General features: G+C 38.6%; 14 protein-coding genes. 7 read left to right on the top strand and 7 right to left on the bottom strand.

Annotation, left to right across the window (positions count from 1 at the left end; all coding sequences use genetic code 11):
- Nucleotides 1-116: 116 nt before the first annotated feature.
- The 5 genes from ACIR131C_RS26645 to murC form a co-directional block, all read right to left on the bottom strand.
- Nucleotides 117-3,578, bottom strand: coding sequence for a class I SAM-dependent DNA methyltransferase (locus tag ACIR131C_RS26645; RefSeq protein ID WP_028089473.1), 3,462 nt, complete (start codon nucleotides 3,576-3,578; stop codon nucleotides 117-119).
- Nucleotides 3,579-4,061: 483 nt separating this feature from the next.
- Entirely contained in the window at nucleotides 4,062-4,535 is a 474-nt protein-coding gene (locus tag ACIR131C_RS0106005; RefSeq protein ID WP_028089472.1) for a low molecular weight protein-tyrosine-phosphatase, read from the bottom strand.
- 67 nt (nucleotides 4,536-4,602) lie between these two features.
- On the bottom strand, nucleotides 4,603-4,950 hold the full coding sequence (locus ACIR131C_RS0106000; protein ID WP_028089471.1) for a YbaB/EbfC family nucleoid-associated protein: 348 nt from the start codon (nucleotides 4,948-4,950) through the stop codon (nucleotides 4,603-4,605).
- 182 nt (nucleotides 4,951-5,132) lie between these two features.
- Nucleotides 5,133-6,131: a UDP-N-acetylmuramate dehydrogenase gene (gene murB, locus ACIR131C_RS0105995; RefSeq protein WP_028089470.1), complete on the bottom strand. Its 999-nt coding sequence runs from the start codon at nucleotides 6,129-6,131 to the stop codon at nucleotides 5,133-5,135.
- Nucleotides 6,132-6,215: 84 nt separating this feature from the next.
- Nucleotides 6,216-7,658: a UDP-N-acetylmuramate--L-alanine ligase gene (gene murC, locus ACIR131C_RS0105990; RefSeq protein WP_028089469.1), complete on the bottom strand. Its 1,443-nt coding sequence runs from the start codon at nucleotides 7,656-7,658 to the stop codon at nucleotides 6,216-6,218.
- A gap of 559 nt (nucleotides 7,659-8,217) precedes the next feature.
- On the opposite strand from murC, the gene ACIR131C_RS0105985 reads away from it, so the two are divergent.
- The gene (locus ACIR131C_RS0105985) at nucleotides 8,218-9,231 is read left to right on the top strand and encodes a type I glyceraldehyde-3-phosphate dehydrogenase (protein WP_028089468.1); all 1,014 of its coding nucleotides are present in this window, start codon (nucleotides 8,218-8,220) and stop codon (nucleotides 9,229-9,231) included.
- Between the two features lie 175 nt (nucleotides 9,232-9,406).
- Here ACIR131C_RS0105985 and thiL read toward each other — a convergent pair whose 3' ends face one another.
- Complete coding sequence (thiL, locus tag ACIR131C_RS0105980) at nucleotides 9,407-10,468, bottom strand: thiamine-phosphate kinase (protein WP_028089467.1); 1,062 nt, start codon at nucleotides 10,466-10,468, stop codon at nucleotides 9,407-9,409.
- Nucleotides 10,469-10,651: 183 nt separating this feature from the next.
- On the opposite strand from thiL, the gene ACIR131C_RS0105975 reads away from it, so the two are divergent.
- The 4 genes from ACIR131C_RS0105975 (at nucleotide 10,652) to ACIR131C_RS0105960 (ending at nucleotide 13,603) form a co-directional block, all read left to right on the top strand.
- Entirely contained in the window at nucleotides 10,652-11,545 is an 894-nt protein-coding gene (locus ACIR131C_RS0105975; protein WP_028089466.1) for an aspartoacylase, read from the top strand.
- 97 nt (nucleotides 11,546-11,642) lie between these two features.
- Nucleotides 11,643-12,215 (top strand): Uma2 family endonuclease, encoded by a 573-nt coding sequence (locus ACIR131C_RS0105970; protein WP_028089465.1) that lies wholly within the window; start codon nucleotides 11,643-11,645, stop codon nucleotides 12,213-12,215.
- A gap of 56 nt (nucleotides 12,216-12,271) precedes the next feature.
- Entirely contained in the window at nucleotides 12,272-12,907 is a 636-nt protein-coding gene (locus ACIR131C_RS0105965; protein WP_028089464.1) for a type I restriction endonuclease subunit R, read from the top strand.
- 90 nt (nucleotides 12,908-12,997) lie between these two features.
- Entirely contained in the window at nucleotides 12,998-13,603 is a 606-nt protein-coding gene (locus ACIR131C_RS0105960; protein ID WP_231395401.1) for a hypothetical protein, read from the top strand.
- Nucleotides 13,604-13,712: 109 nt separating this feature from the next.
- Here the strand turns inward: ACIR131C_RS0105960 and ACIR131C_RS0105955 are convergent, their stop codons facing one another.
- Nucleotides 13,713-14,822 carry a peptidylprolyl isomerase gene (locus tag ACIR131C_RS0105955; protein WP_028089462.1) on the bottom strand — a complete coding sequence of 370 codons (1,110 nt, stop codon included), beginning with the start codon at nucleotides 14,820-14,822 and terminating at the stop codon, nucleotides 13,713-13,715.
- A gap of 268 nt (nucleotides 14,823-15,090) precedes the next feature.
- On the opposite strand from ACIR131C_RS0105955, the gene efp reads away from it, so the two are divergent.
- Both efp and accB read left to right on the top strand, forming a co-directional pair.
- Nucleotides 15,091-15,648 (top strand): elongation factor P, encoded by a 558-nt coding sequence (efp, locus tag ACIR131C_RS0105950; protein ID WP_028089461.1) that lies wholly within the window; start codon nucleotides 15,091-15,093, stop codon nucleotides 15,646-15,648.
- Between the two features lie 147 nt (nucleotides 15,649-15,795).
- Nucleotides 15,796-16,305: an acetyl-CoA carboxylase biotin carboxyl carrier protein gene (gene accB / locus ACIR131C_RS0105945; RefSeq protein WP_028089460.1), complete on the top strand. Its 510-nt coding sequence runs from the start codon at nucleotides 15,796-15,798 to the stop codon at nucleotides 16,303-16,305.
- Nucleotides 16,306-16,311 lie beyond the last annotated feature (6 nt).

The following is a 16,311-nucleotide window of genomic DNA, read 5'->3' as shown; positions in this document are numbered from 1 at the left end:
CCACTCACCATCAAGTTTCATATAACAGAATTATAACACAAATAAAGATCCTGTCAATCCTGAAATCCTGGAAATCCTGATATGGCTAAGGCCACGCTTCGCTATCAGACATTCTACTATATTTCCACATATTGCCAATGTTTACTTTCTCCTATTTCTCGACACATTAAAATCCCAAACCATTCTAATCTCTCCAGATTTTCGGTAATAGTATTTTTATATTTTCCACCATTTTTGAATTGAGCAGCAATTTGTTCCACTGTCCACTCGTTGGTATTGGTGCGAAGTAAATCGCGGATAGTTGCAAGTTGGTCTTTTGGTTGTTTGGGAAAAGTTTTTTGTTCCGTGGGAATAATCACAGTTTCTTCTGTTTCCATAACTTCCGTTAGTAGTTGTTGGGTAACTTCGTATGGTGCTTGATATTCGGGACGCAACCAGCGAATTATTCCGTTACGTTCTTCTTCTGCACGTTCAGCATTGAGCGCGACTAATCTTGATAAAATTATTTCCTCAATTTCGGCTTTTGTTTTTTGATGTTCTTTTAAATCTTGCCATTCATAAGCATCAAAAACAGCGTGATCTAATTCATCATGAATTTGTTTGAGGGTGGAAACTAAGGCTTTATTATTATATGTTTTATCTGCTTCGGTAAATGTTTCTCCTTTGCGGAGTTTTTCAAGCAGGTTATACATTCCCGTAATTGTGATTTCAGGATGTTGTATTTGTACTCGTTTACGGTGGGAGTCTAATCTTTCTCCTAATTCTCGGATTTTCTGTTTTTGTTCTGGTGTAGGATTTGGGAAAGGGAAAGGATCAAAACAAACAGTTTTGTTATAACATGGTGTATTTCCTCCTAAATTTCCACCTGCTGCCAATGACCAAATTTTATGAAAATGACTTGATAAAATCCCTAAAAAGTAAGCATCATCAAGAGAAAATATGATAAGCCTATTATCAGGAATTACACTTTTATCAAGCATAAAAAATACATGATGTTTTGAAGTTTCAACAGTTACAATAAATTTGTTGATTGCTCTTATTGAATCTCTTAAAGTAGCTCTTGGCTCTCCAAATATCCACCAATTTTTTCGATATGATCCTCGATTATTTTGATCTCTTTCTGGTTTAACTCGTTCATAAACCCATTGATATGCTTTTGGATATTGCTCTCTAACTATATTTTCTGAAAGACCAAATAAATCAATTACAAGTGCATTTCTAGAAATGTGTAATAAGTCTCGTCCATTTAGATAAGGATGAACAATTTCTGTTTCTATATTTAAAGTTTGTGCATGAGTTAGCTCAAATCCTTTACCGATAAGTTGAACACCTCGACAGCATAGTTTTTTATTACTAATAAGTGGCCGAGTTCGTGTGAAATCAACTCCAACACATAGATTACTAAAAATTGTGTTAGCATTGCAAAACTCAATTTTAATATTATCAGCTTGCTCTTCTGGGGTTAATGCCTCATTTTCAGATATTATACTACCTAACTGCGGTATTCGTTGATTTTTTGAATCATTTAACTCTACTCCAGTCATTGCAATTCTAACTGCTGCACCTCCATCAACCCAAGGATGATCAGGAATTGCAAAAATTAAACGAATGGAGTTCTTTTGATTCTGATGAAAATCAATCACCTTTCTTTGAAACTTTTGACTAATACTATTAGTTGTAATTAATCCAAATCTTCGTAAATTACCCGTTCTAACTAAATCAGCCGCTTTATGCCACCAATACATAACAAAATCTACAGTATCAGGTACATCTTTGTAGATTTGTCGTACTGCTTCTGTATACCCGTCTCCTAGAGCTTCACGCATCCGATAATTACCAATAAAAGGAGGATTAGAAACAATATAATCTGCATCTGGCCATATAGCAGGACGAGGATTAAGATAACGATAAATAGGAATTTGATCACTCGCATCAGGAACATCTTCACCCGTCACAGGATGCTTGATCATTTTTCCACCCCAACGGGTTTTTACCTGACCCGTTTTAATATCAATATCTAACTCCTTCCCATCATAATCTAACACCGCATCCCGAAATTCAATATTATGAAAATCCTGTAAAATCGGTTCTGGTGGTGGTGTACTTCCATAGCGTTTAAAATGCCATTGTAAATAACCAATCCAAATTACTAACTCTGCAATAGCGGCCGCTCTAGGATTAATTTCAATTCCTAAAAATTGCGCCGGGTTTACCTGTTTTCTTCCTGCTAAACGCGGATCAAATTCCTCTAATAAATTCGTTGTTACTTCTCCCAAAATATCCAGTAACCGCGTCTGTACTTCCTGTTCCAATGTCTTTAATAAATCTAATGTTACATATAAAAAATTACCCGAACCACAAGCAGGATCAAGAATCCGAATTTGTTGTAATTTATCTAAAAATGCCCTAATTTCATATTCAGCTTTTTCTATTTGTACTTTTGTCGGTTTTTGCTGTGTTTCTTTGAGAGTTAAAAAGCGATTAACCTCCGATTCCACTAATAACCATTCTGACCGTAAAGGTTCTATAACTACGGGACGCACCAACCGCTCAACATAGGATCGAGGTGTGTAATGCGCTCCTAAACTTTTCCGTTCTTTACTATCTAAAGCTCGTTCTAATAATGTCCCAAAAATCGCCGGTTCTACCTCTGTCCAATCTTTATTTGCAGCTTCATACAGCACTTCTAACTGTTCTTTCGGTAAATCAAAAGCAGTTGCATGAGCAAAAAAGCTGCCGTTAAATTGGGGAATTTCATCAAAGTTAAATTCTCCCCCAGTATTCATCACTTTCCACAGTCTTTCAATCTGGGTTTTAAATGTCTTGGGTTCAACCAACCAACGTTCTTTTAATGCTTTAGTAAAAACTTCTCCTGGCAATAATTTTACATCTTCCGCAAACATGGTGAAAATGCAGCGCATGAGGAAATTAGCGACTTCTTTGGGTTCGTGTCCTTGTTTTTCTAACCACCGCGCTAATTTAGCTAAGGTATCCGCAACTTCTCTTGTTACCCGCGCTCGATATTTTTCCGGGTTTAAATTTTGCGGATCATTAAATATCGCCACAAAGCGATTAAATATTTTCTCGTTTAAAAGCTGATCAAGATCAATTTTTTCCCGCGCTCCATAACCACCATAGTTACCACTAAAACTCATCCAAATTTCAAAATGTGAACCAATATCACAGGTAATTAAAAAGGGAGGTTTACTTGCTAGAAAAGGTGTATAGCTTTGTGCTTGATAAAAGGCCTTTTCCATGGCTATATCGTAGGTTTTTGTCCCTCGTTTGGCTGTACCCCGTTTATTTGCGTTTCCCCCTTGTTTGGCTTCAATTAAAAAATGTCCTTCTTTATAGAAGTCTGCAAAGTTTGTCGTAACTCCATCTTTGTTAAAAATTTTGATATCTTTATCAAAACAATAGCGATCGCCTGCTATACTGCCTTTAGGTAATGGACGCTCTACCCCCAGAGCATCACAAAGTTCTAAAAAGAAACCCTGATAATTTGCTCTCTCGTTCCCCTGAGAACCTTTCCACTTTTGCAGAAATATTTTTACCCGTTGACAATCTTCACTTTTCATGGCAAACTAGAATATTGAATATTAATTATTTATTGTCAAATATTTTCAGAATCAGAATTTACAATATCTACCAAAAAACTGAACTTTTACACAACTCATAAGTTTTATTTATCTAAATACAAATTTAAATAAGTTTTTTTGAAAAAAATTTTTTATTTTTAGGGTTCGGGTTACTTTCGGCGTGGTATTATAGTCATATAAATATAATGGAGTGTGAGCAAAATTTTTATTTAGGGACGCGTTCCGATTATCACAATATCACGCCCACGAGGGAAAGTCAACCACCCCGACAAAAAAAAGAAAATATTTTACAAAATTTTAAACTTTGAAATAGTGAGAATCAAAGCTGTATTTTCTTCCTACCTCCGTGTCCTCTGTGTCCTCTGTGGTTAGTGAATCTAAAAAACCCAAATCCCCAAATCCAAAAGTTAAATCCCCGATTTTGTCAATAAATCGAGGATCTAAGAAATATGATACTTTGGATTACTTCTCAGTAATATACTTTAGTAAACCTTCACAGGCATCCATCAGTAAATCAATCACAAAATTAAAACCCTCAACTCCTCCATAATAAGGGTCTGGAACTTCCTTGAGGGTATATTGAGAGCAAAAATCACACATCAGCCTCACTTGAGAATGATATTGCCCAGAAGGATCAAGAGCTAGGATATCATCATAATTACTACGGTCCATGGCCAAAGTCAAATCAAACTCCTGAAAGTCCGAGACTTGAAATTGACGCGCTCGGCCTTGGAGTTTAAATCCTAACTTATTCTCCGCTGCGGCGCTCATGCGTCTATCCGGTGCGTTACCAATATGATAACCAGCAGTACCCGCAGAATCGCAAAGAATTGTTTTAGTTAAACCCCTTTGCGAAATCAGATGATTCATAATATTTTCAGCCGACGGTGAGCGACAAATATTACCCAGGCATACAAACAGTAACTTATAAGTCATATATTTTGATTTTTTGCGTCAGTTGCCAGTTACTTTATACCACTGACGACTGACCACTAGCTATTGACTACAATCCAGGTAACTCCAATCCACTGGTTAGATCTTCCATCCGTTCCCGCATGGTTTCGGTAGACTTTTTATAAGCATCTTTCATGGCCACCGCAACTAAATCAGAAAGCACTTCTGCACCTTCTGCTAAAGCAGATGGATCAATTTCCACTCGTTTCGGTTCTTGGTTGCCACTGACAATCACCCTCACCAGTCCACCACCAGATTCTCCGAGAATCTCCATTTCCTCTAATTCTTCTTGAAGACGTTTTGCACCCTCTTGAACTTGCTGCGCTTTTTTAAAAGCTTCGGCTAATTCTTTCATTTTGCCTAAGCCAAAGCCAAATCCCTGTCCTTTTCCTGTCATAACTGGTTATCCGCTGTACGATTACTGACAAATCAAATTCAATTATAGATGGCATGATTGAGATACACAACTAACGTAGTTTGCCAAGGTCAAACACTGTCAATTGCTGATGATTCTCTCTCTGATTGACCTTACTGGTGAAATTACTTTGGGGTTCTAGAGTCTGGGGTTATGCTTGCCCTTTAGCAAACCACTGGAAACTCACCTAACATTTTCACCTCTGGTTCTAACCAAATTGACCACCGTTCTTGCACCTCATTTTGAACATGACGAATGAGAGAAAAAATATCGCTGGCTTTAGCTCCCCCCCGATTGACAATAAAATTAGCATGAAGTTGGGCAACTTGCGCTCCCCCTAGTTGATAACCTTTGAGTCCAGTTTGTTCAATTAACCAACCCGCAGTATAGGGTTGAGGATTTCTAAACACACTACCACAACTGGGATAGCTGTATGGTTGGGTGCTGAGTCGGTGTTTTTTATGGTCTTTGGTTCTATCTGTCACTACCACAGGATCTGCCCCTGGTTGCAGTTGCAAGGTCGCTTGAGTCACAATCCATTTTCCACCTTGTAGCCGTGAACTTCGGTATGTATAGCCTAATTCCTCCGGGGTGAGAGTTACCAAAGTTCCATCTGGGGAAAGAACTTGAGCGCTAACTAACATATCTGCAATACAGCTATTATGCGCCCCAGCATTCATCACCACCGCACCCCCTACCGTTCCAGGAATACCCACAGCCCATTCTAATCCTTCCCATCCCAAAGCAGCAGCGTCCCATGCTAAAGCAGGAATGGCTTCTCCTGCGGATACGATTAATTGACCTGTATCTGGGTTAAAATATTTAGAACGGAGATGACGAGTGGCAATGACTAATCCAGGTATACCGCGATCGCTCACTAACAAATTAGAACCAGCACCTAAGATTGTAATCGCTAAATAATTCTCTTTAGCAAACTCAATACTTGCTTTTAAAGCTTCTAAATTCTGAGGAGAAACATAGTATTCAGCCTCCCCCCCAACTCGATAAGAAGTAAACCCTGACAAGGAAGTATGAGTCCTTAGAGAACAATCAGTCCCCGGTAAGTAAATTGATTTACTATTATCCCCATGATCTTTAATTTGTCTTTGCGGGGTCAAATCGGAAAAATTACGGATTTTGCTAAGGTCTTGGGAAGTTATCATCTTTACTTTAATTGGTGAATTTTTGACTTATGTGATTTATTTACCGTAAAAATCCGGTCTTGCTGTTAGATGCAGTTATCTTTCTCAGATGTAGCTTTTTGCCGGTTCACTCATGGTAGTAATCAATTCAGGAATAGTCTGATTTAAATTACCAGCACCTAAAAACAGTGCTAAATCCCCCGAACGCAGGTTTTCCAGTAAAAATTCACTAACTAAAGGTAAATTTGGTTGATAAACTACTTGAGGGTTGTGTTTACTAATTGCAGTGGCTAAATCTTCTCCACTGACTTGACCCAAATCAGGTTCACCAGCACTGTAAATATCAGTTAGCACAACTAGATCAGCATGAGTAAAAGACTCAGCAAACTCTTCTAAAAACGTTAATGTCCGAGTATAACGATGGGGTTGAAAAATAGCCACTACCCTTTGTCCAGGTCTAGATTGAAGATTAGCTGCGGCTAGAGTAGCACGGATTTCACTAGGATGATGGGCATAGTCATCAATAAAAGTCACCCCAGCAGCTTGACCTCGCAACTCAAACCTTCGTCTTGCACCTTCAAAAGTGGCAATACCTTCAGCAATTTGCCCAAATTCTAAACCTAAGAATCTACCTACCGCCACTGCTGCTAAGGAATTGCTCAGGTTATGACGACCCAATAGCTGTAAATTTAATACACCTAAAGCTTGACCTTTTTCCCACACTAAAGCTGTTGTCCCATCCGCCCGATAATTGACATTACTAACAGTATAGTCAGCACCTTGATCTGGGTCAAGACTATAGCTAATAGTTGGTTTCAAGCGATGACGCACTGTGTCACAATCAATGCTCCCTACCAAGGTTTTGCAACCTTGAGCAAAGGTTTGGAATGTATCAACTACTTCTTCCAAAGTCTCGTAATGATCAGGATGATCTAATTCAATATTAGTGATAATGCCAATTTCTGGAGCGTGTTTCACCAAAGAACCATCAGATTCATCTGCCTCTGCTACTAAATAACGGCTTTTCCCCATTCTGGCATTACCTTCCCAAGCCTTGACTTCCCCACCGACCAAAATTGTCGGATCAAGTCCAGCTTGCAATAGCATATAACCAATCATGCTACTAGTGGTGGTTTTCCCGTGAGTTCCTGCTACAGCAATACTGTAATAATCAGCAATTAAAGCAGCTAGAACGTCAGAACGATGCAAAATCGGGCAACCTAATTCTAAAGCAGCTTTATATTCTAAATTATTCGCATTAATGGCTGTGGAACAAATCACTTGCGGCAAATTGGTTTTTGCTCTAGGCGATAATACCTCATCACTAGCTACTTGAGGCAGAAAAAACTCCAGATTGTTGGCTTCCTGTTTACTGAAAATGTGAACGCCCAGAGATGCTAACTTGTGCGTAATATGATTAGGACGCAAATCTGAACCAGATACTGGTAATTGACGTTTGGTGAGAACATAAGCCAAAGCAGACATTCCGATACCCCCAACGCCAATGAAATGAAATGGTCTACCACTAAAATCTATACAATTGCTCATTTTATTCTCCTCTTACACCACACCAGAACCACATTAGACACGCACATCATAACAGGATTCTGATTTTTACAGATACTAACTATCTGTATATATAAAACAAAGGTCAAATTGACTTTGAGTAATGATTAATTTATGACCTTGGTTGTCCGTTGATTAACCCCTGCACCAAATTATCCCCCCCCCTGTGAACATTTTCACCAGTTCTAATCGCTTCATAAGATTATTCTGAAAATTTCTGCTACATCGGGAAAGAAAATTGTGTAGATTTAAATACATTTTCTATATTTTTTTGGTAACTCAGTAGCCTAGATTTAGGTACAGCAACTTGCATTACTGGCCTAAAGCCCCTGTGGGAATTGACTACCATAGTATATTGGTAATCAAACTATTATTCAAACAGAAATCTGCCCGCCACTTCCTCAACTGCAACAATTTGTAAATAAATTCTGTAATTTTTTTTGAATCTCAGACTTTATCGTTATAAATAGATTCCCCCTTTGCGATATGATTATGGTCAACGATATCAACTTATAGGCATAAATACAGAGGGGAAGACACTGTGATTAGAGTTGCAATTAACGGTTTCGGGCGCATTGGACGCAACTTTGCACGCTGCTGGGTGGGCAGAGAAAATAGCAAGATCGAATTGGTTGCTATTAATGACACATCTGATCCCAGAACTAATGCTCACCTGCTTAGATATGACTCTATGCTGGGCAAATTAAAAGGTGTGGATATTGCGGCTGATGATAATTCCATCACTCTTAATGGTAAAACCATTAAATGTGTATCTGATCGCAACCCAGATAACTTACCCTGGAAAGAATGGGAAATTGACCTGATTATCGAATCAACAGGGGTTTTTACCAGCAAAGAAGGGGCAATGAGGCACGTAAATGCCGGAGCTAAAAAGGTTCTGATTACGGCCCCTGGTAAAAATGAAGATGGTACTTTTGTCGTCGGTGTCAATCATCATGATTATGACCACAAGATCCATAACATCATCAGTAATGCTAGTTGTACAACCAACTGTTTAGCTCCCATTGCTAAGGTATTAGATGAAAAATTTGGTATCATCAAAGGCGTAATGACTACTACCCACAGCTATACAGGTGACCAGCGTTTATTAGACGCTTCTCACCGTGATTTGCGTCGGGCAAGAGCAGCAGCTATCAATATTGTTCCTACCTCCACTGGCGCGGCAAAAGCGGTGGCTTTGGTTCTTCCTCAGTTGAAGGGTAAGCTCAATGGTGTTGCTTTGCGCGTACCTACCCCTAACGTTTCTATGGTGGATTTTGTAGTCCAAACTGAGAAGCGCACTATTGCTGAAGAAGTTAACCAAGCTCTTAAAGTTGCTTCTGAAGGTCCTCTCAAAGGCATTTTGGGTTATAGCGAGTTAGAACTTGTCTCTTCTGACTATCAAGGTACAGACGAATCTTCTATTGTTGATGCCAATTTGACTATCGTTATGGGCAATGACATCGTAAAAGTCATGGCATGGTATGACAATGAGTGGGGTTACAGTCAACGCGTTCTCGATTTGGCTGAGTTAGTAGCTGAAAAATGGGTTTAATTTAGGTAACAGGTGACAGGTGCTACGCCACGGTGACAGGGAACAGGGAACAGGGAACAGGGAACAGGGGACAGGTGCTACGCCAGGGGGACAGAGAAAAAAGCAAATTATCTATCTCTTACCTATTACCTATTACCTATTACCTATTCCCTATTACCTATTCCCTATTCCCTAATCAAAAATGTTGAAATCCCTGACTGAGATTAAGAATTCGGTCGGGGATTTCTTCTTTTTCATCCTGTAAAATTACTTTTGAGCCGGGGGTGATTTTACCAATTATCGCCGCACCAGTTCCCAGATGTTCTACCAATTTTAATGCCGGTTCTATTGGTAAACACAGGACTAATTCAAAGTCTTCCCCACCATAAAGGGCATATTCTAAGCATTTCTCCTCTGTTAACCATCCCCCAAAGGCCAATGGTAATGGTATTTTGTTAGATTCTATCACTGCACCGACTTGACTGGCACGACAGATTTGTAATATTGCATCTGCTAAACCGTCACTGCTATCCATACCAGCAATGGTCATTTGAGATTTGAGATTTGGGACTTCGACTTCGCTCAGTCGAACGATTTTGCATTGGGATTCTACAATTTCCCATAAAATAGGTAAGACATCTAAGCGGGGGTTGGGGCGCTGGTGAGCGGTAATTAAAGCTGTCTTGGCTTCAGCTTTGAGATTTTGACCTATTTCGGGATGTAACAGTAATTCTAAGCCCCCACGGGACGCTCCATGTACCCCTGTCAGAACAATAGCATCTTCTACCTGAGCAGTGCCACGACGAATAATCAAATTAGGGTGAACTTGACCAAAGGCTGTAATAGCTAAAGTAGTAATGGGCGATCGCACAATATCACCACCAACTATGGGAATATGATACTTTGCCAGGCATTCTGTCATGCCCGCATATAATCCCTCAACCCAACTTACAGTTACATCTCCGGGTAAACCCAATCCTACAGTTATCCCCATGGGAGTTGCCCCCATTGCTGCTAAATCCGATAAATTCGCCGCCGCAGCCCGCCAACCAGCATCCTGAGCAGAGGTGGTAACATCACTAAAATGCACGCCGTCAACGAGCATATCAGTGGTAACTATTAAACATTTATCAGACTCCGTTACTAATACTGCCCCATCATCACCAATCATACCTGGTGTACAAAAGCGTTGTAATCTTTTTAAAAGACCCTGTTCACCAATATCCCGAACTCGCAGGGAAGATAAATCATTATTCATAATTTTACTATTTTGGATTTTCGATTTACGGGTGTGTGCTGTTAGTCATCATGGTTAAAAATTGTTGTTTTTTCAGCATTATGATATTTTAGTCATGCAATGTTGCATAAATAAGGTGATTGAATCATGGTTTTATCAGATATATTTATAACAACATAACCAATTGTCACTGGAGAAGCAAAAATGAAGTCTGATCATCAATTCAGTCGGGTGTTAATTGTCGGTGGAACTCACGGGAATGAGTTTACTGGCGTATACTTGATTAAAAAGTTTGAGCAATTCCCACAATTAATTAATAGATCCAGTTTTGAAACACTGACTTTGTTAGCTAATCCTCAAGCCTTTACAGCAGTAAGACGATACATCAATAAAGATTTGAATCGCTGTTTTCTGCGCCACCATTTAGAAGATATAACACTATCTAGTTATGAGGATTTACGAGCTAAAGAGATTAACTATCTGTTTGGAAAAAATGGTAAAACTCCTGCTGATTTTATCGTTGATTTACATAGTAGCACTGCTAATATGGGCATAACCATAATTGTAGATAATGATGAACCATTCAATTTGCAATTAGCCGCTTATCTTAATTATATTAATCCTGCAATCAAGGTTTGTAATTTGGGAAACTCTGGTCGCAGTCATGATTCACTGCGATCGCTTGGTAAATTTGGAATTTGTATTGAGGTGGGATCTGTTCCTCAAGGTGTTTTAAATGCAGAGTTTTTTCTGAAAACTGAAGCCATAATATACACAATTTTAGATTATTTGGAACTGTACAACCAGGAAAAAGTTCCATCTTTTCCAAATAACCTAATCTGCTATGAATATCTAGAAAAAATTGATTATCCGAGAAACGAACAGGGAGAAATTCAAGCTATGATCCATCCTGATCTTCAGTTTAAAGATTATGAAGTTTTACATCCCGGAGATCCTATGTTTTTAACATTTGATGGTCAGATAATTAGCTATCAAGGAAACTCTACTGTCTATCCCATCTTTATCAATGAAGCTGCTTATTACGAAAAAGGTACTGCTATGTGTTTTACCGAAAAACGAATGATTACTCTTGAGTAAGCCAAAAGTAAGACTTACACAAATAACTTTCAAGAACTCATGTACTTTTGCTGTCGTTACAAACTAAAATAAAAGAATCATCTAGGAGACTATTGATATGGTAACAACATTAGTAAAAAACCTCTCCTTTGAGGAATACTTAAACTATGATGATGGACTTGGTTTGAAGTATGAACTAGTTGATGGACAGTTAGAAATTATCAACCCACCAAAAATTGAACATTTTTTGATTGTCAATTTTCTTGATACAACATTAACAGCGGAAATAAAGCGTTTGACTCTATCTTGGTTGTGTTTTCGAGAAACTGGAGTGAGAACAGGTAGAAATAAATCACGGTTGAGTGACTTGTCTGTGGTGACACTCGAAGATGCGAAAGAATTACAAAATGCTTCTGCTGTATTTCAATCACCACCATTATTGATTGTCGAAGTAGTCAGTCCAGAATCGGTAAAAAGAGATTATCGTTATAAACGTTCTGAATATGCAGCTTTAGGAGTTTGTGAATATTGGATTGTTGATCCTTTAGAATCTAAGATTTCTGTGTTATTCCTGGAAGAGGGATTATATGAAGATACAGTATTTACTGCTAATCAAAAAATTAGATCGCGGACTTTTCCAGAATTGAGTATTACAGTTGAGCAGGTTTTCAATGCAGGTAATTTGCCGTAGTCGTTGCAAATAGAGGCTTGAGAATCCTACAGTAATTGAAAATAAAGTCATAACAAATGGTTTCTACCGTTGGTATTACAGACACTATTAAAAGCTTGAGTGATTTACAAACTCGTTGTAACTTACACCAAGCAGAAGATGAAAACTTTTTTAATGAATGGTTGACAGATTTACCCCAACTCAACCCACAAGAACAATCAGGTATTACTCGCATTAAACGACGTTATGATTATCATCGTGTTGATGGTCTATTATTAGAAGGGACAATTAATCTTTTAGTCGTTTCACCACTTTTAGAACTTGCAGGTTTTCTAGATTCACCTTACCGAATTTGCTCACCCTATGGCATAAATTTAGAAATTGAAGAACCAGAAGCAACAATTCGCGGTTTTATTGATGTCCTAGTTGTCCAGGAAAAACTGTGGATTTTTGTGGTTGAATCTAAACGAAATAGCATTCCAGTGGTAACAGCAATACCGCAGTTATTAGCCTATATGTTAACTACTCCTCACCGGGATAAATCTGTATTTGGTATGGCTACGAATGGCGATGAATTTATATTTATCAAACTAGCTATCACAGACAAACCTGAATACGACGTATCACGCACATTTTCCCTATTTCCCCGCCGACATGAATTAGCTGAAGTTTTGCAAATTTTAAAACGATTAGGAGAACTCATGATAGCTTAATTTATCTGCACCTGGTTTCAATAGCTAGTTATGCCAATTCATGTTCCAATTAGAGTATATTAAAAAACAGTTGTCTTTTTAGTTCCCCAAATGAGCGACATCAAAAGAATAGACACAAACGCCTATGTGACAGTGCAAGGACAATATGCTGTAGTCAATGAAGGTTCTGGCTATGCCATTATCAATATTCACACAAAACAGGTAATTGCCCGCAATATCTCATCTTTCTTGGACTGCGTAAAAACTCTAGAGTATATCCTTAGTAATGCTGAATCTCAAAATTCAGATCCAATCCAAACCTCTGCTTTTATTTCTGAACCAGACACTCCTCCTAAATCAGTTCAGGAAAAAATTAATTATGAACCTAAAAAACTAGATGAACTAGATTTTGCTCTTATCAGAAGTCTAGCCTCGTATTTTGAAGAGATGAATGGTAAAATCCGTTACTACCGTAAAGATCATAATGCTTCAGAAGAAGAAGCAGATGTAATAGGGAGTTATTACCTAAAGACTGCTGGTATTGTTAGGGGTGTTAAAACTGAAAAAGATTTGGCAGAACTGATCCAATATATAGAAAACCTCAAGGAAAAGGTTAGTATATACCAGCATAAAGATTATAACTATCGTTGGTCTACAAGTTTACAAAAAAAGGTTCTAGCTAAATTAAGGAAAATAATGGATAGACTCAAAAATTAATTGAAAGATGTTATTACTGCTAACCGCAAGCGGAAAGAGCTAGAGTCGCTTTGAGAAAGTAGAGACGTTTAATCAAACTCAAACGTCCCTACCTTTTGATTTTAATCTTTTATGAAACTGCTTGCGGCTGAACTAAATTTTCCACACCTTGAATAACAGTCGCAGATTCAATTTTGTCACCAGCTTTGAGTTTATCTAAAATCTCTCTCCCTTCAGTCAGATAACCAAACACAGCATAACGACCATCTAAAAGATTACGTCCTGCGGGGGTAAGTTCAGGTTCAAACAGAAAGAAGAAAACTTGAGAAGAACCACCATTAGGTTCATTTTCTGGACGGGCCATCACTAAAGCACCAAAAGAAGAAAAAGGTAAAACTGGCATATCTAAATAACGTCCAGCTTCTTCGAGCGTAATACCATAGGTTGGTTCTTTTTCACCTTGGACTAAAATCTCTAAAGGAATAGCCCGATATTTGCCAGTTTGAGGGTCAATAAAACCAACTTCTTGACCAACAGGATCTCCAGTTTGTAAAAAGTAAGATTCTTCCGAACGGGTAAATTCTAAACCGTTATAAAAACCGCGTTGTACTAAATCTACAAAATTACCAGCGGTGACAGGAGCGCTATAGCCATCTACCACTACGGTAAGATCGCCTTTGTTAGTTTTAAAAGCAATGGTAGCGCGTCCTTTGAGTTGGGGTAAATTACTGTATTCAGCAGGAACTTCAAAGGGAAATTTTGTCACCATTGATTCTTCTAACAAGCTGACAAGATCAAGTAATTTGGCTCTTCCCTCAAGAACTGCTTCCTTTCGCTTAGTTTTAACTATTTCTTGCAGTTGTGTTACCCCAGATTTCAATTCAGTAACCCAAGCTTGAGCTTGAGCTTGCCGTTCTTCCGGAATACTTGCTAATATTTGGGAAGGTTTATCGAGTATCCGCGATGCTTGCTTTAGATCATTATTAACCGCGCTCCACCGCTTATTCGCTCGCAGTTGGTTAGAAATGTCTTCTAAACTGGCTTGTAGTTTACGTACAGGTTGATTATCTATCGGGAGTGCATAGCGTAACAAGGCCTTTCCGTCGGTAATTGCGTTTCCCGCTGGTAAGCCGGCGTTACTAGTGGGAGTCCACCCAGCTGTACTTATGCCTAAAAATATTGTTAATAACAATATTAGTTTGAGGCTGTTCTTCACCCAGGACCTTAATAAGTTCAACATCAAATTTCTCTTTCTTTAGTATCAAAGTGTTGATTGGCAGTAACTTATTGATTATCTTCCCACATTGGGAGTCTGGAGATTGAAGAGGCAGGAGAGTAAGGAGCAGGAAGCAGGAAGAATATCTGTCTATTGCCTCTTTCTTAACAACTGACAACTAACAACTGACCACTGACAACCAACAACTGACAATTAACAACTGACAATTAACAACTTATGACCCTAGAAGGGTACAATGAATGCCGATTGTCTTGCAATATTTGAAAGTTTCATGATCTCTAGTAACGACTTTCGACCTGGTGTTTCAATTGTATTAGATGGTTCGGTCTGGCGCGTGATAGATTTTCTTCATGTTAAGCCAGGTAAGGGTTCTGCTTTCGTGCGGACAACCCTGAAAAATGTCCAAAGTGGTAAACAATTAGAAAAAACTTTTCGGGCTGGGGAAACTGTCCCCCAGGCTACTCTGGAAAAGGTAACGATGCAACATACCTATAAAGAAGGTGATGAGTTTGTCTTTATGGATATGGAGACTTATGAAGAAGGTAGATTAACTTCAGCGCAAATTGGCGATCGCGTCAAGTACCTCAAAGATGGTATGGAAGTGAATGTGATTCGCTGGGGCGAACAGGTGTTAGAAGTTGAACTACCTAATTCTGTAGTTTTGGAAATTGTGCAAACAGATCCTGGTGTTAAGGGTGATACTGCTACAGGTGGTACTAAACCTGCAATTCTAGAAACTGGAGCAACTATCATGGTTCCCTTGTTTATTGCTCAAGGGGAGCGCATCAAGATTGATACCAGAGAAGATAAGTATTTAGGCAGGGAATAATTTTCCTACTTTTTTGATACCAACTGGGAGTAGTGAAGACTAAAACCCAAATTGGTAATCATGATTTGAATCCCTTTTTTATAGAGGGATTAAATCCCTGCCCTACTTAGAATTTTAATTTAACAGTTAGGTCGAGGTAAAATAATTGTGACATTAGACTTTAATGAAATCCGTCAACTACTGGTAACTATTGCTCAAACTGATATTGCGGAAGTTACACTCAAAAATAATGAGTTTGAATTAACGGTACGCAAAGCTATCAGTTTCAGCAATAATGGCCAAGCACCAATTAGTAATGTAGTCAGTGCCGGCGTAACCCAGTTGGTATCTACAACTTCACCAGAAATGGTCATAAATAAAGTTGTGGATAATTCCATAATTCAACCTGCTGTTTCTCCTTCACCAATTAATCAAAAGTTGGTTGACGTATTATCTCCTATGGTGGGGACATTTTACCGCGCCCCAGCACCAGGAGAAGCTCCCTTTGTGGAGGTGGGCGATCGCGTCAAATCTAGTCAAAGTGTGTGTATTATTGAAGCTATGAAGCTTATGAACGAAATTGAAGCCGAAGTCTCTGGACAGGTGATGGAAATTTTAGTTCAAAATGGTGAACCAGTAGAATATGGTCAACCTTTGATGAGAATTAACCCTGATTAAGTATTA

Source organism: Dolichospermum circinale AWQC131C, from assembly GCF_000426905.1.
Lineage (GTDB): Bacteria > Cyanobacteriota > Cyanobacteriia > Cyanobacteriales > Nostocaceae > Dolichospermum > Dolichospermum circinale.
The sequence above is the reverse complement of the archived record's forward strand: the minus strand, read 5'-3'. Positions and strand labels throughout refer to the sequence as shown.